At 66.6% G+C, this 21,008-nt stretch carries 22 protein-coding genes and 1 pseudogene; 9 read left to right on the forward strand and 14 right to left on the reverse strand.

The annotated features are described in order from the left end of the window. Positions 1-169 precede the first annotated feature (169 nt). The 3 genes from ACEN98_RS12025 to ACEN98_RS12035 form a co-directional block, all read right to left on the reverse strand. A complete protein-coding gene (locus ACEN98_RS12025) occupies positions 170-1,363 on the reverse strand; it encodes a PLP-dependent aminotransferase family protein (protein ID WP_413384598.1) in 1,194 nt (397 codons plus the stop codon). Between the two features lie 129 nt (positions 1,364-1,492). Beyond that, complete coding sequence (locus ACEN98_RS12030; protein ID WP_413384600.1) at positions 1,493-1,954, reverse strand: RidA family protein; 462 nt, start codon at positions 1,952-1,954, stop codon at positions 1,493-1,495. Positions 1,955-2,035: 81 nt separating this feature from the next. Beyond that, entirely contained in the window at positions 2,036-2,956 is a 921-nt protein-coding gene (locus ACEN98_RS12035; protein WP_413384602.1) for a DMT family transporter, read from the reverse strand. Between the two features lie 110 nt (positions 2,957-3,066). Between ACEN98_RS12035 and ACEN98_RS12040 the strand changes: the two genes are divergently transcribed. Next, complete coding sequence (locus tag ACEN98_RS12040) at positions 3,067-4,500, forward strand: PLP-dependent aminotransferase family protein (RefSeq protein ID WP_413384604.1); 1,434 nt, start codon at positions 3,067-3,069, stop codon at positions 4,498-4,500. Positions 4,501-4,503: 3 nt separating this feature from the next. Here ACEN98_RS12040 and ACEN98_RS12045 read toward each other — a convergent pair whose 3' ends face one another. Both ACEN98_RS12045 and ACEN98_RS12050 read right to left on the reverse strand, forming a co-directional pair. Beyond that, the gene (locus ACEN98_RS12045; protein WP_413384606.1) at positions 4,504-5,430 is read right to left on the reverse strand and encodes a DMT family transporter; all 927 of its coding nucleotides are present in this window, start codon (positions 5,428-5,430) and stop codon (positions 4,504-4,506) included. Continuing rightward, positions 5,427-5,600 (reverse strand): hypothetical protein, encoded by a 174-nt coding sequence (locus ACEN98_RS12050; RefSeq protein WP_413384608.1) that lies wholly within the window; start codon positions 5,598-5,600, stop codon positions 5,427-5,429. The genes ACEN98_RS12045 and ACEN98_RS12050 overlap by 4 nt, the downstream gene beginning before the upstream one ends. Positions 5,601-5,696: 96 nt before the next feature. Here ACEN98_RS12050 and ACEN98_RS12055 point away from each other — a divergent pair, with 96 nt between their 5' ends. The 3 genes and pseudogenes from ACEN98_RS12055 to aroQ all read left to right on the forward strand — a co-directional run bounded on the left by ACEN98_RS12055 (position 5,697) and on the right by aroQ (position 7,875). After that, complete coding sequence (locus ACEN98_RS12055) at positions 5,697-6,554, forward strand: LysR family transcriptional regulator (RefSeq protein WP_413384610.1); 858 nt, start codon at positions 5,697-5,699, stop codon at positions 6,552-6,554. Positions 6,555-6,612: 58 nt separating this feature from the next. After that, positions 6,613-7,389, forward strand: a pseudogene (locus ACEN98_RS12060) (transporter substrate-binding domain-containing protein); the annotation flags it as partial. 12 nt (positions 7,390-7,401) lie between these two features. After that, a complete protein-coding gene (gene aroQ / locus ACEN98_RS12065; protein ID WP_413385979.1) occupies positions 7,402-7,875 on the forward strand; it encodes a gamma subclass chorismate mutase AroQ in 474 nt (157 codons plus the stop codon). Here aroQ and ACEN98_RS12070 read toward each other — a convergent pair. The 5 genes from ACEN98_RS12070 to ACEN98_RS12090 are packed head-to-tail and all read right to left on the reverse strand — an operon-like array spanning position 7,853 to position 11,565. Next, on the reverse strand, positions 7,853-8,461 hold the full coding sequence (locus ACEN98_RS12070) for a GyrI-like domain-containing protein (RefSeq protein ID WP_413384612.1): 609 nt from the start codon (positions 8,459-8,461) through the stop codon (positions 7,853-7,855). The two genes, aroQ and ACEN98_RS12070, sit on opposite strands and share 23 nt — an antisense overlap. Positions 8,462-8,465: 4 nt before the next feature. After that, positions 8,466-9,761, reverse strand: a complete 1,296-nt coding sequence (locus ACEN98_RS12075; protein WP_413384614.1) for an RNA polymerase sigma factor — start codon at positions 9,759-9,761, stop codon at positions 8,466-8,468. Position 9,762: 1 nt separating this feature from the next. After that, a complete protein-coding gene (locus ACEN98_RS12080) occupies positions 9,763-10,644 on the reverse strand; it encodes a YciI family protein (protein WP_413384616.1) in 882 nt (293 codons plus the stop codon). 10 nt (positions 10,645-10,654) lie between these two features. Beyond that, positions 10,655-11,080: a YciI family protein gene (locus ACEN98_RS12085; RefSeq protein WP_413344758.1), complete on the reverse strand. Its 426-nt coding sequence runs from the start codon at positions 11,078-11,080 to the stop codon at positions 10,655-10,657. After that, positions 11,077-11,565, reverse strand: a complete 489-nt coding sequence (locus ACEN98_RS12090) for a VOC family protein (protein ID WP_413384618.1) — start codon at positions 11,563-11,565, stop codon at positions 11,077-11,079. The genes ACEN98_RS12085 and ACEN98_RS12090 overlap by 4 nt, the downstream gene beginning before the upstream one ends. 247 nt (positions 11,566-11,812) lie before the next feature. On the opposite strand from ACEN98_RS12090, the gene htpG reads away from it, so the two are divergent. After that, positions 11,813-13,735 carry a molecular chaperone HtpG gene (gene htpG, locus ACEN98_RS12095; RefSeq protein ID WP_413384620.1) on the forward strand — a complete coding sequence of 641 codons (1,923 nt, stop codon included), beginning with the start codon at positions 11,813-11,815 and terminating at the stop codon, positions 13,733-13,735. A 52-nt stretch (positions 13,736-13,787) separates the two neighbouring features. On the opposite strand, the gene ACEN98_RS12100 is transcribed toward htpG, so the two are convergent. From ACEN98_RS12100 to kynU, 4 genes are read right to left on the reverse strand one after another with little or no spacing between them, the layout of a single operon-like run. Next, positions 13,788-14,903, reverse strand: a complete 1,116-nt coding sequence (locus tag ACEN98_RS12100; RefSeq protein WP_413384622.1) for an acyltransferase family protein — start codon at positions 14,901-14,903, stop codon at positions 13,788-13,790. A gap of 14 nt (positions 14,904-14,917) precedes the next feature. Continuing rightward, a complete protein-coding gene (locus ACEN98_RS12105; protein WP_413384624.1) occupies positions 14,918-15,463 on the reverse strand; it encodes an RBBP9/YdeN family alpha/beta hydrolase in 546 nt (181 codons plus the stop codon). Positions 15,464-15,509: 46 nt separating this feature from the next. Next, positions 15,510-16,307 (reverse strand): tryptophan 2,3-dioxygenase, encoded by a 798-nt coding sequence (gene kynA, locus ACEN98_RS12110; protein WP_413344494.1) that lies wholly within the window; start codon positions 16,305-16,307, stop codon positions 15,510-15,512. A 51-nt stretch (positions 16,308-16,358) separates the two neighbouring features. Then, on the reverse strand, positions 16,359-17,633 hold the full coding sequence (kynU, locus tag ACEN98_RS12115) for a kynureninase (RefSeq protein WP_413384626.1): 1,275 nt from the start codon (positions 17,631-17,633) through the stop codon (positions 16,359-16,361). Positions 17,634-18,217: 584 nt separating this feature from the next. On the opposite strand from kynU, the gene flhD reads away from it, so the two are divergent. From flhD to motA, 4 genes are all read left to right on the forward strand, one after another. Then, complete coding sequence (gene flhD / locus ACEN98_RS12120; RefSeq protein WP_036230363.1) at positions 18,218-18,535, forward strand: flagellar transcriptional regulator FlhD; 318 nt, start codon at positions 18,218-18,220, stop codon at positions 18,533-18,535. Between the two features lie 118 nt (positions 18,536-18,653). Next, a complete protein-coding gene (flhC, locus tag ACEN98_RS12125) occupies positions 18,654-19,202 on the forward strand; it encodes a flagellar transcriptional regulator FlhC (RefSeq protein ID WP_259447566.1) in 549 nt (182 codons plus the stop codon). A 20-nt stretch (positions 19,203-19,222) separates the two neighbouring features. After that, complete coding sequence (locus ACEN98_RS12130) at positions 19,223-19,996, forward strand: class I SAM-dependent methyltransferase (RefSeq protein WP_413384628.1); 774 nt, start codon at positions 19,223-19,225, stop codon at positions 19,994-19,996. Positions 19,997-20,130: 134 nt separating this feature from the next. After that, the gene (gene motA, locus ACEN98_RS12135) at positions 20,131-20,991 is read left to right on the forward strand and encodes a flagellar motor stator protein MotA (RefSeq protein ID WP_413384630.1); all 861 of its coding nucleotides are present in this window, start codon (positions 20,131-20,133) and stop codon (positions 20,989-20,991) included. The last annotated feature ends 17 nt before the right edge of the window (positions 20,992-21,008 follow it).

The raw sequence follows: 21,008 nt of genomic DNA on the forward strand, positions 1-21,008 counted from the left end.
GCACGTTTATATTGCGTCCAAAATCATACACCTCGCAGCACTGACGTGGGGCAACAACTTCTTTTACAGGTGGAAAAATCTGTAACTTTTTCGCAACTTACAATTGTCTGGCGTGTTCAACAATTGTTGATGCCCGGCGGTATCGCTACCGCCGGGCTGGAACAAGGGCTTACATCTGGTCCTTGATCAGCTTGCCGAGGGTCGCGATGCCTTCGCGGATGCGCTCCGGCGGCACCGTCACGAACGACAGGCGCAGCGTGTTCGTTTCCGGCTTGTTGGCGTAGAACGGGGCGCCCGGGACGAACGCGACGCGCGCGGCGATCGCCTGGTCCAGCAGTTTCATCGCGTCGATGTGCTTCGGCAGCGTGACCCAGATGAACATGCCGCCTTCCGGACGGGTCCACGTCACGCCTTCCGGGAACTGCTCGGCCATCGCGTCCAGCATGACCTGGCACTGGTTGGCGTACAGGTTGCGGATGGTCGGGATGTGTTCGTCCAGGAAGCCGTCCTTGACGACTTCGTGCACGACCATCTGCGTCAGCGTGGCGGTGTGCAGGTCGGCGGCCTGCTTGGCCAGCTCGAGGCGGCGCACGAGCGGCAGCGGGGCGACGACGTAGCCCAGGCGGATACCCGGCGTCAGCACTTTCGAGAACGAGCCCATGTAGATGACGCCGTCCGGGTTCATCGACAGCATGCGCGGCATCGGCTCGCCCTTGTACGACAGCGCGCCGTACGGATCGTCCTCGATCAGCGGCAGGCCGAGGCGGGCGCAGGTTTCCACCAGTTCGCGGCGGCGCTCGATCGACAGCGAGCGGCCGGTCGGGTTCTGGAAGTTCGGCAGCGAGTACAGCAGGCGTGCACCCTTGGCCAGCGGCTCGATCGACGACGGCACCAGGCCGTGGTCGTCCGTGTCGACCGACTGGAATTCCGGACGGTAGACCGAGAACGCTTGCAGCGCGCCGAGGTAGCTGGGGGTTTCCACCAGCACGCGCGAGCCTTCGTCGATCAGGACCTTGCCGAGCAGGTCGAGGGCCTGCTGCGAGCCGGACACCATCAGGATCTGTTCCGGCACGATTCTTGAGCCTTCCGTGGACAGGTAGTCAGCCACCCATTCGCGCAGCGGCGCGTAGCCGTCCGTCGGGCCGTACTGCAGCGCTTGCTTGCCGTTTTCGCTGAGCACCTTGTCGTAGGCTGCCTTCATGCGTTCGACGGGGAAGGTGGCGGGCGAGGGCAGGCCGCCGGCGAAGGAGATGATCTCCGGACGCTGGGTGATCTTCAGGATCTCGCGGATCGCCGAGCTTTGCAGCTGCTGGGCGCGCTCCGAGAACTGCCACTGGATGGGATTGGGGTTTTCGATTTTCATACTGGTCTCACAGGAAGGGCCACGATGGTGCGTCGGCCATTATAAAGCACGCCGGGTAGGCTGCTCTCTCAATAGAGGAGCACGCCTGATAAGCATGCTCCGGTTAAATTTCTGTAGCAGGCCGATAGTTTATTCCACTTCGGCGATCAGTTCGATCTCGACCGAGGCACCGAGGGGCAGCGACGCCACGCCGAAGGCCGAGCGCGCGTGCTTGCCCGCGTCGCCGAACACTTCGCCCAGCAGTTCCGAGCAGCCGTTCGTGACGAGGTGCTGTTCCGTGTAGTCCGGCGTCGACGCGACCAGGCTCATCACCTTGACGATGCGCTTGACGCGGTTCAGGTCGCCGCCGACGGCCGCCTGCAGCGTGCCGATCAGGTCGACCGCCACGGCGCGCGCCGCCGCCTTGCCCTGTTCCGTCGTCTTGTCCTTGCCCAGCAGGCCGGTGTGCACCGTGCCGTCCGCATTCTTGGAAATGTGGCCGGACAGGAAGACCAGGTTGCCGGTCTGTGCATACATGACATAGGCGGCCGCCGGCGTCGCCGGCGCCGAGAGGGTGATGTTCAGTGCGTTGAGTTTGTCGTAGACGGACATGGATTCCCCAGGGTTGTTTGAAAAGAAAGCCGATATTGTACGTCGTGCCGGACGGCGTGGGCGTGCCTGGATGCATAGTCATTATCGCCTCACCTGCATGCGCCGGCCCAGTGCCACGGTCGCGATCACGGCCAGCGCGAAGCCGACGTTGGCCAGTGTGAGCGTTTCGCCGAGCAGGACGGCGGCCCCGGCCAGCGACAGGAACGGCTGCAGCAGCTGCACCTGTCCGACGCGGGCCACGCCGCCCAGCGCCAGGCCGCGGTACCAGAAAAAGAAGCCGATGAACATCGAGAAGACGGTGACGTAGCCGAACGCGAGCCAGCTGGCCGGGCCGACGTCGCCCAGGCGGCCGATTTGCTCGCCCTCCAATACCAGTAGCAGGACGGCAGCGGGGACGGCGGCCAGCACGAGCGCCCAGCAGATCGTTTCCTGCCCGCCCAGCGTGCGCGCCAGGCGGCCGCCTTCCGCATACCCGGCCGCGGCGGAGACGATGGCGCCGAACATCAGTACATCGGCCGCCTGCAGCGCGCCGCCGCCCTGGCTCAGCGCGAACGCGACGACCAGCCCGGAACCCAGGAGCGCGACGAGCCAGAACCGGTTCGATGGGCGCTCGTAGCCCCGAACGGCCGCGTACAGCGCGGTCGCCAGCGGCAGCATCCCCGCCAGCACGGCACCGTGCGACGCCGGCACGCTGCGCATCGCGATCGAGCTGAGCAACGGAAACCCGAGCACGCAGCCGAGCCCCACGATGACCAGGGGCCGCAGCGCCGCGCGTCCCGGCCACGCCACGCGGCGCATGCGCAGCCAGCCGGCCGCCAGCACGGCGGCGCCCAGCGCGCGCGCCAGCGTGAGGAACAGCGGGTCGAGCTCGCGCACCGCGAGCCGCGTGAACGGCAGGGTGAGGCTGAAGATGGCGACGCCGATCAGGCCGAGCAGCATGCCCCGCGCTTCGTCGGACGTCGTGCCGACGGTCGGCGCCGGCGTAAGGGTGGTGGGACGCATCAGTTCTCCGGTTGTCGTTGCAGCAAACTTTGGTCAGGGTTATGCTAGTCCGGACGAGCAGTACAGTCCCTATACACTTACCGATATCCTTTTCGCACTGTAATGGTGAAATGACCGATACAACGATCCCGACATTGCTGTCACGCGATTCCGGCGAACCGCTGGCCGACCAGATCGTCCGGATGATCAGCGCGCGGATCGACGACAAGCAGTTGCGCGTCGGTAGCCGCATGCCCTCGATCCGCCGCTTCGCCGCGGCGCACGGCGTCTCGCCGTTCACGGTCGTGGCCAGCTACGACCGCCTCGTCGCGCAGGGCTACCTGGAATCGCGCCGCGGCGCCGGCTTCTTCGTGCGTGAGCGGGCGCCGCTGAATACGGCGCTGCGCCGCGACGACCCGGACATTGCGGGCGCGCTGGAAAAGCGCGCGCTGGACGTCGTCTGGCTGGTCCGCCACATGTTCCGCCAGATGCCGGGCCAGCCGACGAGCGCGGCGGGCGTGCTGCCGACCGCGTGGCTGGACGGGCAGGGCGTCGCCAACGCGCTGCGCGCCGTCAGCCGCCAGAACAGCAGCGCGCTGCTGAACTACGCCAGCCCGCAGGGGTACGCGCCGCTGCGCGAACAGCTGCAGCGCAAGCTGGCGGAACTGGAAATCGCGGCCGCGCCCGAACAGTTCGTGACGACGCTGGGCGTGACGCAAGGCCTGGACCTCGTCGCGCGCGAGTTCTGCCGCCCCGGCGACACCGTGTTCGTCGACGACCCGGCCTGGTTCCTGATGTTCGGCTCGTTCGCCGCGATGGGACTGAAAGTGGTCGGCATCCGGCGCCAGGCGGACGGCCCGGACCTGGCCGAGTTCGAGGCGCTGGCGGCGCTGCACAAGCCGCGCCTGTACATCATCAACTCGGTGCTGCACAACCCGAGCTCCACGTCGCTGTCGGCCGCGAAGGCCTTCCAGATCCTGCGCATCGCCGAGCGCCACGACATCACGATGGTGGAAGACGACATCTATTGCGACCTGCACCCGGGCGGTTCGCAGCCCGCCACGCGGCTGGCGGCGCTGGACCAGCTGCAGCGCGTGATCTACCTGGGCGGCTTTTCGAAATCGCTGGCGCCGAACCTGCGCGTGGGCTTCATCGCGGCCTCGAGCGACATCGCGCAGCGCCTGGCCGACCGCAAGATGCTGGCGACGCTCTCCACGAGCGACCTGGGCGAGCGGGTCGTTTATAAAATCCTGTCCGAGGGCGTGTACCGCAAGCACCTGGACCGCATCCGTACCCGCCTGGACGCCATCCGCCCGCCGGTGCTGCGCCGCATCGAGTCGCTCGGCATGACCCTGGAGCCGGCGCCGACGGCCGGCATGTTCGCGTGGGCGGACTGCGGCCGCGACACGAACGTGCTGGCCGCCCGCGCGATGGACGAGGGCTTGCTGCTGGCGCCCGGCAGCCTGTTCTCGCCGACCCAGCTGCCGTCCACGAAGCTGCGCCTGAACGTGGCGGCCATGGAGGACGACACCGCGTGGCGCTTCCTCGAGCGCTCATTGGCCTGACGGTCAGGGGAGCTTGATCGACACGACGCCGGCCAGCAGCACCAGCGCGCCGGCGAACCGGACGCCGGAGACGGCGCTCTTCGGCAGCCCGAACAGGCCGAACCGGTCGGTCAGGATCGCCACGACCTGTTGCCCGGCGATCGTGAATCCGACCGTCGCGGCCGCGCCGATCACCGGCAGCGCGAGGAAGACGGTCGTGACGTAGCACACGCCCACCGGTCCGCCCAGCCACGCCCACCACGGTACGACGCACAGCCCGCCGAGCTGCGGACGTTCGTTGCGATTCAAGGCCATCGCGAGGGCGAGCACGATCGCCATGCCCGCCGTCGCGACGGCGAAACTCGCGAGCGACACGACCAGCGGCGCACCGACGGTCCGCGCGACGGCCGCGTTGAGCGCACCCTGCACGGGCAGCACGCCGCCGCACAGCGCGGCCGCCGCGACCCACGCCGGCTTGATCCGGCGGGGCGGGGCACCTGCCGCGGGACGCTGGCCACGCACGATCAACAGGATGCCGGCGGCGACGCAAGCGGCGCCCAGCCACGTGAACGGTCCGGGCGTCCGTTGCGCGACGCCCAGCAGCCCGGCACCGTCCAGCAGCAGCGAGGTGAACGCCTGCCCCGCGATGAACAGCCCGATCGTGGTGACGGCGCCGATGCGCGGGATGAACACGATCCCCGCGACGACAAACAGGGCGCTGGCGAGGCCGCCCAGCAGCTGCCACCAGTGGGCTTGCCCCAGCCGGCCCAGCGCGGGCAGGGCGCCGCCGGCGGTGACGGCCAGGAACAGCAAGACGGTGGCGACGAACAGTTGCACGGTCGCGGCGGCGAACGGACTCGCGACGGCCTTGCCCAGGCGCGCATTGGCGGCCGCCTGCAACGGCAGGCCGCAGCCTGCCAGGAAGGCGATAACGATATAAATCGTATTCATGTCAGGCTTTCCGCATCTTGCTCGCGGCCCGCGCGACCCGGATAGTCGCGCGGGGCGATGCCCGGCTCGTCGCAGGTGACGTGGTGGCCCCGGTAATCGAGGCCGGGTTCTTCCAGCGCGATGATGAGTTTCCTGCCGTTCGGGGTAGCGGCGACATACGCGGTATTCATGCTTCTCTCCTGTGATTGACAGAGAGAGCGTAGCTTGTGCAAAAATGGATGAACATTCTATTTGTTCAGACATTGCTTGTCTGTTTTTGCACATCCATGGACTGGGACGACTGTCAATACTTTCTGGCGGTGGCGGGCAGCGGGTCCGTCTCGGCCGCCGCGCGCCGGCTCGGCCAGAGCCACTCGACGGTGCTGCGCCGGCTGGACAAGCTGGAGACGGCGCTCGACGTCCGCCTGTTCGAGCGCTTCCAGACCGGCTACGTGCTGACGGCGAGCGGCGAGGAGTTACAGGCCATGCTGGCGCCAATCGGCGAGGGCATGCAGGACATCGAGCGGAAGCTGGCCGGCCAGGATGCGGCACTGCAGGGCACGATCCGCGTCACGACGACCGATACCCTGATGGCCGTGCTGCTGCCGGTGCTGGCGGATTTTCGCGCGCGCTACCCCGGCATCCAGTTGCAGATCACGGTCAACAACAGCTTCCTGAATTTGTCGAAGCGCGATGCGGACGTCGCCATCCGGCCGTCGAACACGCCGCCGGACAACCTCGTCGGCCGCAAGGCCGGCACCCTGCGCACGGCGCCGTACGCGTCGGCGGCCTATCTGGCGCAGCGGCCGCGGGGAGACCACGAGTGGATCGCGCCCGACGACAGCCTCGCGCACCTGCGCCAGGCCCGCTGGCTGCGCGAGCACGTGCCGGCGGAGAAAATCGCCGCCAGCGTGGATTCGCTGCTGGGCATGGCGGCTGCCGTCGAGGCCGGCCTCGGCGCCGGCATGCTGCTGTGCCTGCTTGCGGACGCGCGGCCGGGGCTCGTCCGGCTGGCCGATCCCGATCCGGCGCTGGACACGGACGTGTGGATCCTCACGCATCCCGACCTGAGGCGCGTGCAGCGGATCCGGATGTTCACGGCGTTCGTCTGCGACGGGCTCGCGGCGGCGCTCGGCCCGGCTTGACAGGCATATTCTCTTGTCCTACGCTGCGCGGTCCGCGACGGACAGACAAAGGAACAGCATGCACGCAGCAACGATTTTTAGAGCCGGGATGGCCGTCCTGCTGACAGCTGCACTGACGCCGGTGCAGGCCGGCCGGCTGGACGACATCGCCGCGCGCGGCGTGCTGCGCGTGGGCAGTACGGGCGACTACAAGCCTTTCAGCTACCGGCAGGCCGGCGGCGGCTTCATCGGCATGGACGTGGAGCTGGCAGGCGAACTGGCGCGCTCGCTCGGCGTGCGGCTGGAACTGGTGCCGACCACCTGGCCGACGCTGATGGCCGACCTGGGGGCGGACAAGTTCGATCTCGCGCTGAGCGGCGTCTCGGTGACGGCCGAGCGCCAACGGCAGGCGCTGTTTTCGGTGCCGTATCTGCACGACGGCAAGACGCCGATCACGCGCTGCGAGAACGTCGCCCGGTACCAGGCGCTGGCGCAGATCGACCGGCCGGAGGTGCGGCTGATCGTCAATCCGGGCGGCACCAACGAGCGCTTCGCGCGCGCCCGCGCGCCGCACGCCCGGCTGATCGTGTACCCGGACAATGTGACCATCTTCGGCCAGATCGTCAGCGGTGCGGCCGACCTGATGATGACCGACGCCATCGAAACCCGTTTGCAGCAGCGCCTGCATCCGCAGCTGTGCGCGGTGCATCCAGAGGCGCCGTTCGACATGGCGGAGAAGGCCATCCTGCTGCCGCGCGATGCGGCGCTGAAGACGTACGTCGACCGCTGGCTGCAGCAGCGCCTCGACGCCGGCGACGTGCCGCGGCGCCTGGACCGCTGGCTGGCGTTCCCCTGGGGGCTGGAGCCGCTGCGCCAGGCCATCGACCAGCGCCTGCTGCTGGCGCAGGATGTGGCGCGGGCCAAGTGGAATGCGAAGGCCGCCATCGAAGACCTGCCGCGCGAGGAACAAGTCATCGCCGCGGCCGTGCGCCAGGGCGGCGTGCTGGGCCTGCCGGAGGCGTGGATCCGCACCGTGTTCCGGGCGCAGATCGAAGCCTCCAAGACGGTGCAGCGCGCGCTGTACGAGCGCTGGCAAGCGGAGGGCGCCGGCCGCTTCGACGACGCGCCCGACCTCGGCAAGGCCATCCGTCCCGAGCTGGACCGCCTCACGACCCAGCTGCTGCGCGCCATGGCCGACAACCAGGCCCTGTTGCATGACAGCGGCCGCAAGGCCGACGTCGCCGTCGCCATGCATGCGCTGCAGGCAGGCGCCGTCAATCCGGCTGCGGCCGGGCAGGCACTGGCGCCGTTCCTGTCCGCTACGCCATCGGCTGGCGAATGACCGTCTTCCACCGGGCCGGATCGGCACGGCGGATGTCGCTCAGGTAGATTTCGTGGTGCTTGCCGGCGAGGCGGCCGCGCGCCTCGATGAAATCGTGCACCCGCTGGATCGTCGGCCCTTCTTCGGTGAACGGGCCGACATGCAGGATCTGGGCGCACGGGCCTTCCGTGAAACGTTCGATCCGCAGCGCGTCGACGGTGTGCAGGCCCTTCTTGCGCTTCACTTCCGCCATCGCGTCGCGCAACAGCGACTCGTCGACGAAGGCCGGCTGGTGGATCATCATCGTCCACTGCCACTTCGTCCGGTCGTTGGCGACGAACGACGCCATGTCGTCCGACCACCACAGGCCTTCCAGCGGCATCACCGCGTAGTCGACGCCCGCCGGTCCCTTCTTGACCATGAACTTGGCCGTATAGGACACGGAGAACAGCGCTTCCACGGCCCGCGCATAGTGCGGCGACGTGTTCGGATCGCCGGCGCCGTCGATCATCAGGTAGCGGATTGCGGGGACGTCCACGTGCACGACGTCGCGCGCGGACGGCTGGTACAAATGCTTGAGGTCTTTCTTGAGGTCGATTTTGTTCACGGGTCTAGCTCTCCAGTAGCGCACTCGACCGTGCACGCTCCAGCAGCAGCGCCTGCTCGCGCTCGTTCTGCGTGAGGCCGGCGGCCCGTTCGAACTCCGCCTTCGCTTCCGCATGCCGGCCCAGTTTCGCCAGCAGGTCGCCGCGCACGCTCGGCAGCAGGTGGTAGTTGCGCAGCGCCGGCACGTCCAGCAGCGCGTCGGCGAGGGCCAGGCCCGCGTCGGGACCATAGGCCATGCCCAGTGCCACGGCGCGGTTCAGTTCCACGACGGGCGACGGCGTCAGTTGCGAAAGCGCATCGTACAGCGCGGCGATGCGGGCCCAGTCGGTCGCGTCGGGCGTGAGCGCGCGCGCGTGGCAGGCGGCGATGGCAGCCTGCAGCGCGTACGGGCCGAGGGCGCCGAGGCGGCCCGCGCGGTCGAGCGCGGCCAGGCCGCGGCCGATCAGCAGGCGGTCCCAGCGCGAGCGGTCCTGGTCCATCAGCAGGATCGGCGCGCCGTCCGGGCCCGTGCGTGCGCGCTCGCGCGAGGACTGGATTTCCATCAGCGCGACGAGGCCGTGGACTTCGCCCTCGTCGGGCATCAGTTCCGCCAGCACGCGGCCGAGGCGCAGCGCTTCGCGGCACAGTGTCGGCCGCAGCCATTCGTTGCCCGCGCTCGCGGAATAGCCTTCGTTATAAATCAGATAGATCACCTGCAGCACGGACGCGAGGCGCGGCTTGAGTTCGTCGCCGCGCGGCACCTCGAACGGCACACGCGCTTCCGCCAGCGTGCGCTTGGCGCGCACGATGCGCTGGGCGACCGTCGCTTCCGGCACGAGGAAGGCGCGGGCGATCTCTCCGGTGGCGAGGCCGCCCAGCAGTTTCAATGCCAGCGCCGCGCGCGCCTCGGCCGACAGCACGGGGTGGCAGCAGACAAAGATCAGGCGCAGCACGTCGTCGTCGATCTCGCCGGCCGTCTCCTGTGTCAGCTCGGCCAGCTCGGCCGGGTCGCGGAAACTGCCGCCGTCCGCGAGCAGGTTGTCCATCTCCCAGCTCAGCTCGCCTTCCTTGCTGGCGTGCATGGCGTGGTGGCGCAGGTGGTCGAGGGCGCGCCGCTTGGCCACCTGCATCAGCCACGCGCCGGGACGGTCCGGCACGCCGTCCGCCGGCCAGCGCTCCAGCGCTTCCAGCAGCGCATCCTGGGCGAGTTCCTCGGCCCGGCCGAGGTCGCGCAGCATGCGGGTCAGCGCGCCGACGATGCGCGCCGACTCCATGCGCCAGACGGCCTCGACGATCTTGCCCGTGTCGGCACCGCGCGTCATGTCACGGACGGTTCCAGGCCGGTTGCGGGGCCAGCTCGGCGCGCAGGGCGGCGTCGAGCTGTTCGGCGCGCACGCTGGCATCCTCGCGCAGCCGCGCCGTGGCCGCATCGACCGGCGCGTGCTTGCCCAGCGGCGCGATCAGTGCCACCGGCCGGACCTCGACCTCGACTTCCGGCCCGGTCGGATAGGGCAGGGTGCGCGCCCAGTCCAGCGCGGCATCGATGGAGGACGCGCGGATCATCCAGAAGCCGGCGATCAATTCCTTGGCTTCCGCGAACGGGCCGTCGATGATGCTGGTGCCGCCGTTCGCCACGCGCACGCGCGCGCCGCGCGCGGTGGACTTCAGGCCGTCGCCGGCCAGCAGCGTGCCGGCCGCCGCGTGGATGGCGTTGAAGGCGTTCAGCCGGTCCAGCTTTTCCTGCAGCGGGATGGCGTCGCGCTCGGTGCCGGCGTCGGACCGCAGCAGGATCGCGTAGCATGTGTCGTCGCCGGCGGCGCCGGGCGGGATGCCCGCGCAGCCGCCGGGGCAGCCCGTCTCGCGCAATTCCACCGTGACGTCGTCCTTGGCGGAGACCACGCCATTGGCCTGCAGCCATGCCAGCGCCGCGGCGCGCGACGGCGCCTCGAACACGGCAAAACCGGCCGGCAGGCGCTCGCCGGGCGGGAAGGGACCGGACGTCACGGCTTCGCCGCCGGGCCACAGTTTCAGGCGCCGCGCGTCGGCGTCCGGCGCGAAGGCCAGCGCGAGCGCTGGGGCGCGCGGACCGTCGGCGGTCGCCGTCTGGCCGCCCGGCAGGCGGCGCAGCAGGTCGTCCAGCACGGCCTGCGGGTCGGCGGCCGCGGCGCGCGTGCCGTTGTCGGTACGGATGAGCATGAACTGCATGGTGGTCTCCTTAGCGCGCCGCCATTTGTTCGCGCAGGCGGTCTTCCTGTGCGCGGACGTCGGCCGGGAGGTCCGTGCCGAAGTCGTCGGGGCCGAAGATCTGGCGGATTTCGATCTCGCTCTCGACACCTTCGTGCGGATTCGGGCAGCGCTTGAACCACTCGATGGCTTCTTCCTTCGACCCCACCTCGATCAGCCAGAAGCCGGCCACGAGTTCCTTCGTTTCCGTGAACGGGCCGTCGATCACGGTGCGCTGGTCGCCATTGAAGCGAATACGGGCGCCCTTGGAACTGGGGTGGAGGCCTTCGCCGGCCAGCATGACGCCGGCCTTGACGAGTTCCTCGTTGAAGTTGCCCATGTCCGTGAACAGTTTTTCGCTCGGCATGATGCCGGCTTCCGAGGCCGCGCTGGCCTTCACGATCACCATGAATTTCATTGCTGTGCTCCTGCGCAGCCCTGGCCCATCGATTGCAGCATTTCTTCGCGGATCTGCTCGGGCGTCATGTCGCGCTTGTGGGTGGCGATCGACCAGCGGTGGCCGAACGGGTCCTCGAGCTGGCCGTAGCGGTCGCCCCAGAACATGTCGGCGACCTGCATGATCGGCTTGCCGCCCGCTTCGATGGCGCGGGCGTAGGCGGCGTCGACGTCTTCCACGTACAGGTGGATGTAGACGGGTGTGTTCTTCAGGGCCAGCGGGCCCACGCAGCCGTAGTCGGGGAAGTCGTCGGCCAGCATGAAGATCGAGTCGCCGATGCGCATCTGGGCGTGCATGATCTTGCCGTCCGGGCCGGACATGCGGCTCATTTCGACGGCGCCGAAGGCCTGCGCGTAGAACGTCAGCGCCTCGGTCGCGCCGCTGCAGACGAGGTGCGGGGTAATCGTGTGGAAACCTTCGGGGATGGGACGCACTTGCTGGGTCATGATGTATCTCCTTCGTGATTGGTTGTGGGTGCTGCCATCCGTACGACGATCGGGATTCCACGGTTTCGACATGCCCGCACAAAAAAATTTCGGCCGACCGCAACGTTATGCCGACTCGGTCAAAAAGTCGAGAATCTTAGTGTATGTATAAGAAATGCGATTCGGAAAAAATAGCTCTTGAAATCCCTGTTGGTATCCCAATATCGGACCGGTCTGTCCAACCCTGTTAGCAACGAGGATATAAAAGATGGCTGTCGCCGAAAAAGAAACCCTTGGGTTCCAAGCAGAAGTCAAACAGCTGCTGCAACTGATGATCCACTCCTTGTACTCGAACAAGGAAATTTTCCTCCGAGAACTGATTTCCAATGCGTCCGACGCGGCCGACAAGCTGCGCTTCGAGGCCATCAACAACGACAGCCTGTACGGCAACGACCATGAACTGAAGATCAAGGTCCTGTTCGACAAGGATGCGAAGACCGTCACCATTTCCGACAACGGCATCGGCATGAGCCGCGACGAGGTGATTTCGCACCTGGGCACGATCGCCAAGTCGGGCACCAAGGAATTCTTCAGCAAGCTGTCGGGCGACCAGCAGGCCGACGCCGCGCTGATCGGCCAGTTCGGCGTGGGGTTCTACTCGGCCTTCATCGTGGCCGACCGCGTCACCGTCGAGACCCGCCGCGCGGGCGCCGACGCGGCGGACGGCGTCCGTTGGGAATCGACGGGCGAGGGCGACTACACCGTCGAGCAGGTCGAGAAGACCGGCCGCGGTACCGACATCATCCTGCACCTGCGCGACGGCGAGGAGGAGCTGCTGTCGTCGTGGAAGCTGAAGTCCATCATCCGCAAGTACTCCGATCACATCTCGCTCCCGATCGTGATGCCGAAGGAAGAGTGGGACGAGGAGAAGAAGGAAACCGTCGTCAAGGACGAATTCGAGACCGTCAACCAGGCGTCCGCGCTGTGGGCCCGCTCGAAGTCGGACATCACCAAAGAGCAGTACGAAGAGTTTTATAAACACGTCTCGCACGACTTCCAGCCGCCGCTCGCGTACACGCACAACCGCGTCGAAGGCCGCAGCGAATACACGCAGCTGCTGTACGTGCCGGGCCACGCCCCGTTCGACCTGTGGGACCGCAACAAGCGCGGCGGCATCAAGTTGTACGTGAAGCGCGTCTTCATCATGGACGACGCCGAGCAGCTGATGCCGGTCTACCTGCGCTTCGTGAAGGGCGTGATCGATTCGAACGACCTGCCGCTGAACGTCTCGCGCGAGATCCTGCAGGAATCGCGCGACGTGCGCGTGATCCGCGAAGGCTCGACCAAGCGCGTGCTGGGCATGCTGGAAGAGATGGCCAACAGCGACGAGCAGGAAGGCAAGGACAAGTACGCGACGTTCTGGAAGGAATTCGGCCAGGTGCTGAAGGAAGGCATCGGCGAGGATGCCACCAACAAGGACCGTATCGCCAAGCTGCTGCGCTTCGCGTCCACGCACACGGATTCCGCGGACCAGACCGTGTCGTTCGCCGACTACATCGGCCGCATGAAGGAAGGCCAGGACAAGATCTATTACGTCACGGCTGACAATTACAACGCCGCGAAGAACAGCCCGCACCTGGAGATCTTCCGCAAGAAGGGCGTCGAGGTGCTGCTGCTGACCGACCGCGTGGACGAGTGGATGCTGTCGTTCCTGAACGACTTCGACGGCAAGGAACTGGTGTCCGTCGCGAAGGGCGGCCTGGACCTGGGCAAGCTCGAGGACGAGGCCGAGAAGAAGGAGCACGAAGAGACCGAGACGCAGTACAAGGATCTCGTCGAGAAGATGAAGAGTGCGCTGGCCGACAAGGCCAAGGACGTGCGCGTCACGTTCCGCCTGACGGATTCGCCGGCCTGCCTCGTGGCGGACGAACACGAACTGTCCGCGAACCTCGTGCGCATGCTGAAGGCGGCCGGCCAGAATGCGCCGGAGAGCAAGCCGATCCTCGAGATCAACCCGAACCACCCGCTCGTCACGCGCCTGAAGTACGAGGACGCCGCGAGCCCGCGTTTCGGCGACTGGGCGCACATCCTGTTCGACCAGGCGATGCTGGCCGAAGGCGGCAGCCTGACGGATCCGGCGGCGTTCGTGAAGCGGTTGAACGAGATGCTGCTGGCGACTGCGGCGAAATAAGCAACGCAATCATGGAAGCCGGGCACTGCCCGGCTTTTTTTTCGACCTGGATTCAGGTCCGCAGGCCCATTCCGCGCGCACCCAGCGCGAGTGCGGCGTCGAACACGCGCCGCAGCCCCCGCTGCAGCGCTTCCGTGAGCGGATTCAGCGCCAGCGCCACGACGGCGATCGCGGTGCCGATCGCGAGCATCTCGTGCGCCGCCCCGCGCTCGATCGGCAGCAGCGACTGCCACAGCCCGATCACGATCCCGTGCGACAGGTACAGCGTGAACGTATGCCCGGCCACGAAGCGGATCGGGCGCGCCAGCCGCAGCAGGGCGTCGAACCGCGCCTGGCGCGCGCAGGCGAAATTCAGCAGCACGAGCAGCATGACGGCGTAGTCGGCCAGCACGCGGTCGGCGCTGCCCATGCGGATGCCGGCGAAGGGCCACAGGCCGTTGGCGACGTCGCGCAGGTACGGCTCCGGATCGAACCGGCCCCACAGGCCGACCAGGACGACGGAGAGCACCCAGCCGGCGCGGGCGAGGGTGGCACCGAACGCGAGGCGGCCCTGCAGGCGGTACAGCGCGACGCCGGACAGCCACACGGGCAGCAACAGCCACAGGCGCGGGCCGACGACGGCCAGCACGGCACCGGCGGCGAGCCAGCGGCGCCGCCCCTGCGTGAAATGGAAGACGCCGAACAGCACGTAATACCAGGCTTCGTAATCGAGCGACCAGTACGGGATCAGCCACGGCGGCCGCTCGACGAGGCTCCATACGTCGCCCAGGAAGGCGAGATGGAACGGCACGTACAGCCAGGGGCGGCGCAGTTCGTACGAGTCCCCGATGGGCACGTGCAGCACGTCCTGCGCGACCGTCGCCAGGATGAAGGCCAGGGCCAGCACGGGCAGCACGACGGAATACAGGCGCGCGGCCCGGGCCACGACGTAGCTGTGCGCCGTCAGGTTCTTGTGTTCGGCGCTGTACGCGATCACGAAGCCGGACAGCACGAAGAACGCGATGACCGCCTCGCGCCCGAAGTCGGGAATGCGGGCGATCTGGGCGTCGTCGAAGATGCGGAAATAGCCGAAGTGCGCCACCACGACGGCCAGCGCGGCGCAGGCGCGCGCGAGGTCGAGGTAGAGGGAGAAGCGCGCGTCGAGCGCGCCGGCCCGCGCCGGGGTCATCGTGCCGTCCGGCGTTACGGGTTCAGGTCGCGGCAGAATTCGTCGAGCATCGCTTCGCCCTCCGGCCATGGACCGTAGCCGCTGCCGCCGTTGATGTGGCCCGCCGGCCCGATCTCGACCAGCTTGCTGCCCCACGCGCTGGCGAACCTGCGCGCGCGGTCCGGGGCCACGTATTCGTCGTTGCTGCTGGCGACGACGATCGACGGGAACGGCAGCTTCGCCAGCGGGATCGGCTTGAACCCGTTGGCATCGATCGGGTAGGACGCCGCTTCGACGTCGCTCGGCGCGACGAGGAAGGCGCCGGCGATCTTGAGCTTCGATCCGGACTGCGCCCACTGCGCCACCAGCATGCACGCGAGGCTGTGCGCGACGAGGATCGGCCGGCCCTCGCACTCGGCGATGGCGGCATCCAGTTCGGCCACCCATTCGTCCCGGTCCGGGTTGTTCCAGTCGCGATGCGGCACCCGTGTCCAGGCGGGATATTTACGTTCCCAATGGGTCTGCCAGTGTTGCGGGCCCGAGTTCCACAGGCCGGCCAGGGTCAGGATGTCGCACTTCATGTTCGCTCCAGTGTGGTCTTGCCGGCCATTGTACGATGGCGCGCCGCTACAGCGCCGTGCGCAGCGCGAACAGCTCGGGGAACAGCACGACGTCCAGCATCTTGCGCAGATAGCTCACGCCCGCCGTGCCGCCCGTGCCCGTCTTGAAGCCGATGATGCGTTCCACCGTCGACACGTGGCGGAAGCGCCAGAAGCGGAAGGCCGTCTCCAGGTCGACCAGCTTCTCTGCCAGTTCGTACAGGGCCCAGTGGTGCTCCGGGTCGCGGTAGACCTCGAGCCACGCGGCCATCACGCTGTCGTCGTGGACGGTCGGCTGCGTCGGATCGGCGTCCAGCCGGCTTGGTGCGACTGCGAGGCCGGTGCGGGCCAGCAGGCGCACGGCTTCGTCGTAGATCGACGGCGCGTGCAGTTCGCGTTCGAGCAGCGCGTGGTGCTCGGGCGACGTCTTGTGCACGGCCAGCATGGCGGCGTTCTTGTTCCCGAGGATGAATTCCAGCTCGCGGTACTGGAACGACTGGAAGCCCGACGACGACGCCAGGTAGGGGCGGATCGCGCTGTACTCCGGCGGCGTCATCGTGGCCAGCACGTCCCACGCGTGCACCAGCTGGTCCATGATGCGCGCCACCCGCGCCAGCATTTTAAAGGCGGGCGGCAGGTCGTCGGCGCGGATGTGGGCGCGCACGGCCTGCAGCTCGTGCAGCATCAGCTTGATCCACAGCTCGCTCGTCTGGTGCTGGACGATGAACAGCATCTCGTTGTGGTTCGGCGACAGCGGGTGCTGGGCCGACAGGATCTGGTCGAGGCCCAGGTAGTCGCCGTAGCTCATGCTGCGGCTGAAATCCATCTGCGCGCCGTGCCACTGCGCGTCTTTCTTGTCCTTGTCCACGATCGCTCCTCAGGTCACGACGCTGCGTTCGGCGCGGGTGTCGTAGTCCTCGCGGTCGAGGATGTCGCGCAGGGTCTCGACGGCATCCCAGACGTCCGCGAAGCTGGTGTACAGCGGCGTGAAGCCGAAGCGCATGATTTCCGGCTCGCGGTAGTCGCCGATGACGCCGCGTGCGATCAGCGCCCGCATCACCGCGTAGCCGTGCGGATGCGTGAAGCTCACCTGGCTCCCGCGCGCGGCGTGCTCGCGCGGCGTCACGAGGCCCAGCGGGTGCGCGGCGCAGCGGCTTTCCACCAGCGCGATGAACAGGTCGGTCAGCGCCAGCGATTTCGCGCGCAGCGCGGCCATGTCGGTCGCCTCGAAGATCTCGAGGCCGCATTCGACGAGCGCCAGCGACACGACCGGCTGCGTGCCGCACAGCGCGCGCCCAATGCCCTCGGCGGCCTCGAACCCGTGCGACATCGCGAACGGCGCCGCATGGCTCCACCAGCCCGTGAGCGGATGGCGGAACGCGGCCTGGTGGCGCCTCGGTACCCAGATGAAGGCCGGGGCGCCCGGACCGCCGTTCAGGTATTTATAAGTGCAGCCCACCGCGAAGTCGGCATCGGCCCCGTTCAGGTCCACCGGCACGGCGCCGGCCGAATGGGCGAGGTCCCACAGCACGAGGGCGCCGCGGGCGTGCGCGTGATGGGTCAGCGCGGCCATGTCGTGCATGCGCCCCGTGCGGTAGTTCACGTGCGTGAGCATCAACACGGCGCAATCGGCGTCGACGGCCGCTTCCAGTTCTTCGGGTGAATCGACGAGGTGGATGCGGTAGCCGCGGTCGAGCCACCGCGCGAGACCGTCCGCCATATAGATATCGGTGGGAAAGTTGCTGCGTTCCGTGACGAGAACCTTGCGGGAAGGATGACGGTCGGCCTGGATCGCCAGCGCGGCGGCCAGCGCCTTGAACAGGTTCAGCGACGTCGTGTCGGTGACGACCACTTCGCCGGTGTCGGCGCCGATCAGCGGGGCGAGGCGGTCGCCCAGCCGGCCGGGCAGGGCGAACCAGCCGGCCGTGTTCCAGCTGCGGATCAGTCCCTGGCCCCATTCCTGGCCGACGACGTCGCGCGCGCGGTTGAGCGCGGCGCGCGGGCGGGCGCCCAGCGAATTGCCGTCCAGGTAGATGACGCCCTCAGGCAGCTCGAAACGGTCGCGCAGCGGTGCCACCGGGTCGGCGGCGTCGAGCGCGAGGCAGGCCGCGCGCGTGGTGACGGCGGCGATGTCATGGAGAGGTGGGTTCATGCGGGAAGTGTAGCCACTTTTGCATCAATCGGGCGCAGGAAAAAATTTTCAGGATTTTTTGGACCGGACCCTAAAGTTCTCCGGAACCCGTCCGATAACCCATCCAGATACCCGGGAAAGGGTCTCGAAAAAATTTTGGCGAAAACCCTAAAGTTTCTCTAAAGGCTGCCGATAACCCTCTCAGATGACGAGGATTGGATCAAAAAAAAGTTTGTCGAAACCCTAAAGTTCGGCAAAAACGGTCCGATAACGAGTCAGTAGGGTTGCTCAAGGGACAAAAATTTTTTTTTGAGGAACCCTAAAGTTCCCGAATCCGTTGACGTAAACCAACACAGCAATACGTTGTTGGCGACGTCGCAGGGCAGGAAATGGCCCCGGTTGCACATCATTCTTCCGGCCCCTTTTCATAGGGGAGCCACCGCGATTCGGCAGGGTTTGTCAGACAAACTCCTACGGATCGATCTCGTCTTTGTCGGACGAAAAATACAGACAGTCTCCTATTCTCCAAAAGTTTCCTCACAGTCAGAATCTATCTCACCGGCAACACACAACGCCTCACAGATAGATCAAACGGAGAGATGGAAATGACTGCGAACGACATGATGGCTGAAATTCGTGATGCGAACCTGAGCTACCTGATGCTGGCACAGCAGATGATCCGCGCAGACAAGGTCACCGCAATCTTCCGTCTCGGCATCTCGGCCGACATCGCCGACCTGATCGAAGGCATGAGCAACGCGCAGATCCTGAAACTCGCCGGCGGCAACATGATGCTGGCCCGCTTCCGCTTCGACGACGCCGCGATCCTCGGCATGCTGACGAGCCACAGCAAGGACCGCGCCCTGGCCCAGTCGCACGCCGCCATCCTGATGGCCGGCCAGCCCGCTGAAGAAATCGCATAGGGTCAGAGCCCGGTTTTTCTTTTGGGGCTCTGACCCGGGTTCAATTGCCCATTTCAGGGCTCTGACCCCGGTTTTCAGCCAGCAGCACTACATCAGAAGCGAAGTCACGGAGAACAGCATGACCAAGAAAAGCGTCGTCTCGGAAGCCCAGGAAATCCAGCTGGCCATCGAACTGATCCAGCTCGGTGCACGCCTCCAACTGCTGGAAAGCGAAGTCTCCCTGTCGCGCGAGCGCTTGATCAAGCTGTACAAGGAACTGAAGGGCGTGTCGCCGCCGAAGGGCATGCTGCCGTTCTCGACCGACTGGTTCCTGACGTGGCAACCGAACATCCACGCTTCGCTGTACATCAACATCTATAAATTCCTGGTCGAGTACGCCGGTGCAACGGGTATCGAGGCCGTGATGAAAGCCTACAAGCTGTACCTGGAACAAATGCCGCCGGCCGCGGGCGAAGAGCCGCTGCTGTCGCTGACCCGCGCCTGGACCCTCGTGCGCTTCTTCCAGGGCAATATGCTCCAGCTGGCACCGTGCTCCAAATGCCAGGGCAAGTACGTCGTCAACGCCCTCGACCTGAACAACGATTACCAGTGCGGCCTGTGCCACATGCCTTCGCGCGCCGGCAAGACCCGCAAGGCCAAGGACGCCGCCGCACTCGCCGCCGCCTGAGCGGTTTTCCCTCCAGGTCGATGACCCCGCCTGCCTCGCGCCGCGCGTTCGCGGCGCCGTCCGTCCGCGCACTGCTGGCCCAGGCCGGCGCTTTCCCTCTCACCCTGATCGCCGTCTGGCTGCTCGCCCGTGCGGGCGTCCACATGTCGTGGGAGGGCGTCGCCCTCGTCCAGGGCGCCCTGGCCGCATTGCTGGCCTGGGGCCTGCGGCTCGCCATCTGGTGGCGGGCCATCGAACTCGTGTTCCCGACCGGCGTGCTGCTGGCGCGCGGCTTCGAGCTGCCGCCGGGCGTGTTCCTCGTATTGTTCGTGCTGTTCCTTCTAATATATTGGTCGACGTTCCGGACGCAGGTGCCGTACTACCCGTCCGGGCGTGCCGCCCGGGATGCCGTCGCCGGTGTGTTGCCCGCGGACCGTCCGCTCGCGATCGCGGACGTGGGCAGCGGCCTCGGTGGTCTCGTGCTCGACCTGGCGCGGCGCCGGCCGGATTCGCAGGTGGACGGTATCGAACTGGCGCCGCTGCCGTGGTTCGTCAGCCGCCTGCGCGGCAAACTGTCGGGCAGCCGCGCGCGCTTCCTGCGCGCCGACTACGAAACGGTGAATTTCGGTCACTACGACGTCGTGTTCGCCTATCTGTCGCCGGCCGCGATGGCCGGGCTGTGGCGCAAGGCGGAGAGCGAAATGCGGCCCGGTAGCATCCTGTTAAGTTACGAATTCGATATTCCCGGAAGAATGCCCGACCGTCGCATTGTGACGACTAACAGTAAGAAAATTCTCTTTCTTTGGCAATTTTGACGGTGGTCCGGGCACTTTTACTTGCCCGTGGGCCATTCTCAAGCTAATCTAGTTCCCTACGTAAATATTTCTCTTTGGATTCGTCAACTTGGATCCAATCCGGGCGACCCCCGGAATCACGCATCGGGAGTCCCGTGTTTGTCATTGTTGGTTACGTAATCGTCTGCGCATGCGTCTTCGGCGGCTTTGCCATGGCCGGCGGTCACCTGGCAGCTTTGTTCCAGCCGCTCGAACTGCTGATGATCGGCGGCGCGGCTACCGGTGCGTTCTTCGTCGGTAACACGCCCAAGGCCGTGAAGGCGACGCTGGGCGCGCTGCCCACGCTGTTCAAGGGCTCGAAGTACACGCGCGAGATGTACATGGAGCTGATGTCCCTGCTGTTCGACGTGCTGTCGAAGGTACGCAAGGAAGGCCTGATGTCGATCGAAGGCGACATCGAGAGCCCCGAGCAGAGCCCCGTGTTCTCGAAGTACCCGCTGGTGCTGGCGGACCACCACATTATCGAATTCATCACCGATTACCTGCGACTGATGGTTTCGGGCAACATGGACGCGTTCCAGATCGAGAACCTGATGGACAACGAGATCGAGACCCACCATCATGAAGGTGCGGTCCCGGCGCAATGTATCGCGAAGCTGGGCGACGGCCTGCCGGCGTTCGGTATCGTGGCGGCCGTGATGGGCGTGGTGCACACGATGGAATCCGTGGGCCTGCCGCCGGCCGAGCTGGGCATGCTGATCGCGCACGCGCTGGTCGGTACGTTCCTCGGCATCCTGCTGGCCTATGGCTTCGTGGGACCGCTGTCCGGCCTGCTCGAGCAGAAGCTGGAAGAATCGAGCAAGATGTTCCAGACCGTGAAGGTGACGCTGCTGGCGAGCCTGAACGGTTACGCGCCAGCACTGGCCGTCGAATTCGGCCGCAAGGTGCTGTACTCGACCGAGCGCCCGACGTTCGCGGAACTCGAGGACCACATCAAGAAGGCCAAGGGCAAGTAATGGTGCGAGCTGACCAC

The sequence above is a fragment of the Massilia sp. CT11-137 genome (assembly GCF_047302885.1).
GTDB classification, from domain to species: Bacteria; Pseudomonadota; Gammaproteobacteria; order Burkholderiales; family Burkholderiaceae_D; genus Telluria; species Telluria orientalis.

Excerpts from the sequence above, each read along its gene's own strand:
- ACEN98_RS12025 (WP_413384598.1), bottom strand. The coding sequence starts at position 1,363 with ATGAAAATCGAAAACCCCAATCCCATCCAGTGGCAGTTCTCGGAGCGC.
- ACEN98_RS12030 (WP_413384600.1), bottom strand. The coding sequence starts at position 1,954 with ATGTCCGTCTACGACAAACTCAACGCACTGAACATCACCCTCTCGGCG.
- ACEN98_RS12035 (WP_413384602.1), bottom strand. The coding sequence starts at position 2,956 with ATGCGTCCCACCACCCTTACGCCGGCGCCGACCGTCGGCACGACGTCC.
- ACEN98_RS12040 (WP_413384604.1), top strand. The coding sequence starts at position 3,067 with ATGACCGATACAACGATCCCGACATTGCTGTCACGCGATTCCGGCGAA.
- ACEN98_RS12045 (WP_413384606.1), bottom strand. The coding sequence starts at position 5,430 with ATGAATACGATTTATATCGTTATCGCCTTCCTGGCAGGCTGCGGCCTG.
- ACEN98_RS12050 (WP_413384608.1), bottom strand. The coding sequence starts at position 5,600 with ATGAATACCGCGTATGTCGCCGCTACCCCGAACGGCAGGAAACTCATC.
- ACEN98_RS12055 (WP_413384610.1), top strand. The coding sequence starts at position 5,697 with ATGGACTGGGACGACTGTCAATACTTTCTGGCGGTGGCGGGCAGCGGG.
- ACEN98_RS12075 (WP_413384614.1), bottom strand. The coding sequence starts at position 9,761 with ATGACGCGCGGTGCCGACACGGGCAAGATCGTCGAGGCCGTCTGGCGC.
- ACEN98_RS12080 (WP_413384616.1), bottom strand. The coding sequence starts at position 10,644 with ATGCAGTTCATGCTCATCCGTACCGACAACGGCACGCGCGCCGCGGCC.
- ACEN98_RS12085 (WP_413344758.1), bottom strand. The coding sequence starts at position 11,080 with ATGAAATTCATGGTGATCGTGAAGGCCAGCGCGGCCTCGGAAGCCGGC.
- ACEN98_RS12090 (WP_413384618.1), bottom strand. The coding sequence starts at position 11,565 with ATGACCCAGCAAGTGCGTCCCATCCCCGAAGGTTTCCACACGATTACC.
- htpG (WP_413384620.1), top strand. The coding sequence starts at position 11,813 with ATGGCTGTCGCCGAAAAAGAAACCCTTGGGTTCCAAGCAGAAGTCAAA.
- ACEN98_RS12100 (WP_413384622.1), bottom strand. The coding sequence starts at position 14,903 with ATGACCCCGGCGCGGGCCGGCGCGCTCGACGCGCGCTTCTCCCTCTAC.
- ACEN98_RS12105 (WP_413384624.1), bottom strand. The coding sequence starts at position 15,463 with ATGAAGTGCGACATCCTGACCCTGGCCGGCCTGTGGAACTCGGGCCCG.
- kynA (WP_413344494.1), bottom strand. The coding sequence starts at position 16,307 with ATGGATTTCAGCCGCAGCATGAGCTACGGCGACTACCTGGGCCTCGAC.
- kynU (WP_413384626.1), bottom strand. The coding sequence starts at position 17,633 with ATGAACCCACCTCTCCATGACATCGCCGCCGTCACCACGCGCGCGGCC.
- flhD (WP_036230363.1), top strand. The coding sequence starts at position 18,218 with ATGACTGCGAACGACATGATGGCTGAAATTCGTGATGCGAACCTGAGC.
- flhC (WP_259447566.1), top strand. The coding sequence starts at position 18,654 with ATGACCAAGAAAAGCGTCGTCTCGGAAGCCCAGGAAATCCAGCTGGCC.
- ACEN98_RS12130 (WP_413384628.1), top strand. The coding sequence starts at position 19,223 with ATGACCCCGCCTGCCTCGCGCCGCGCGTTCGCGGCGCCGTCCGTCCGC.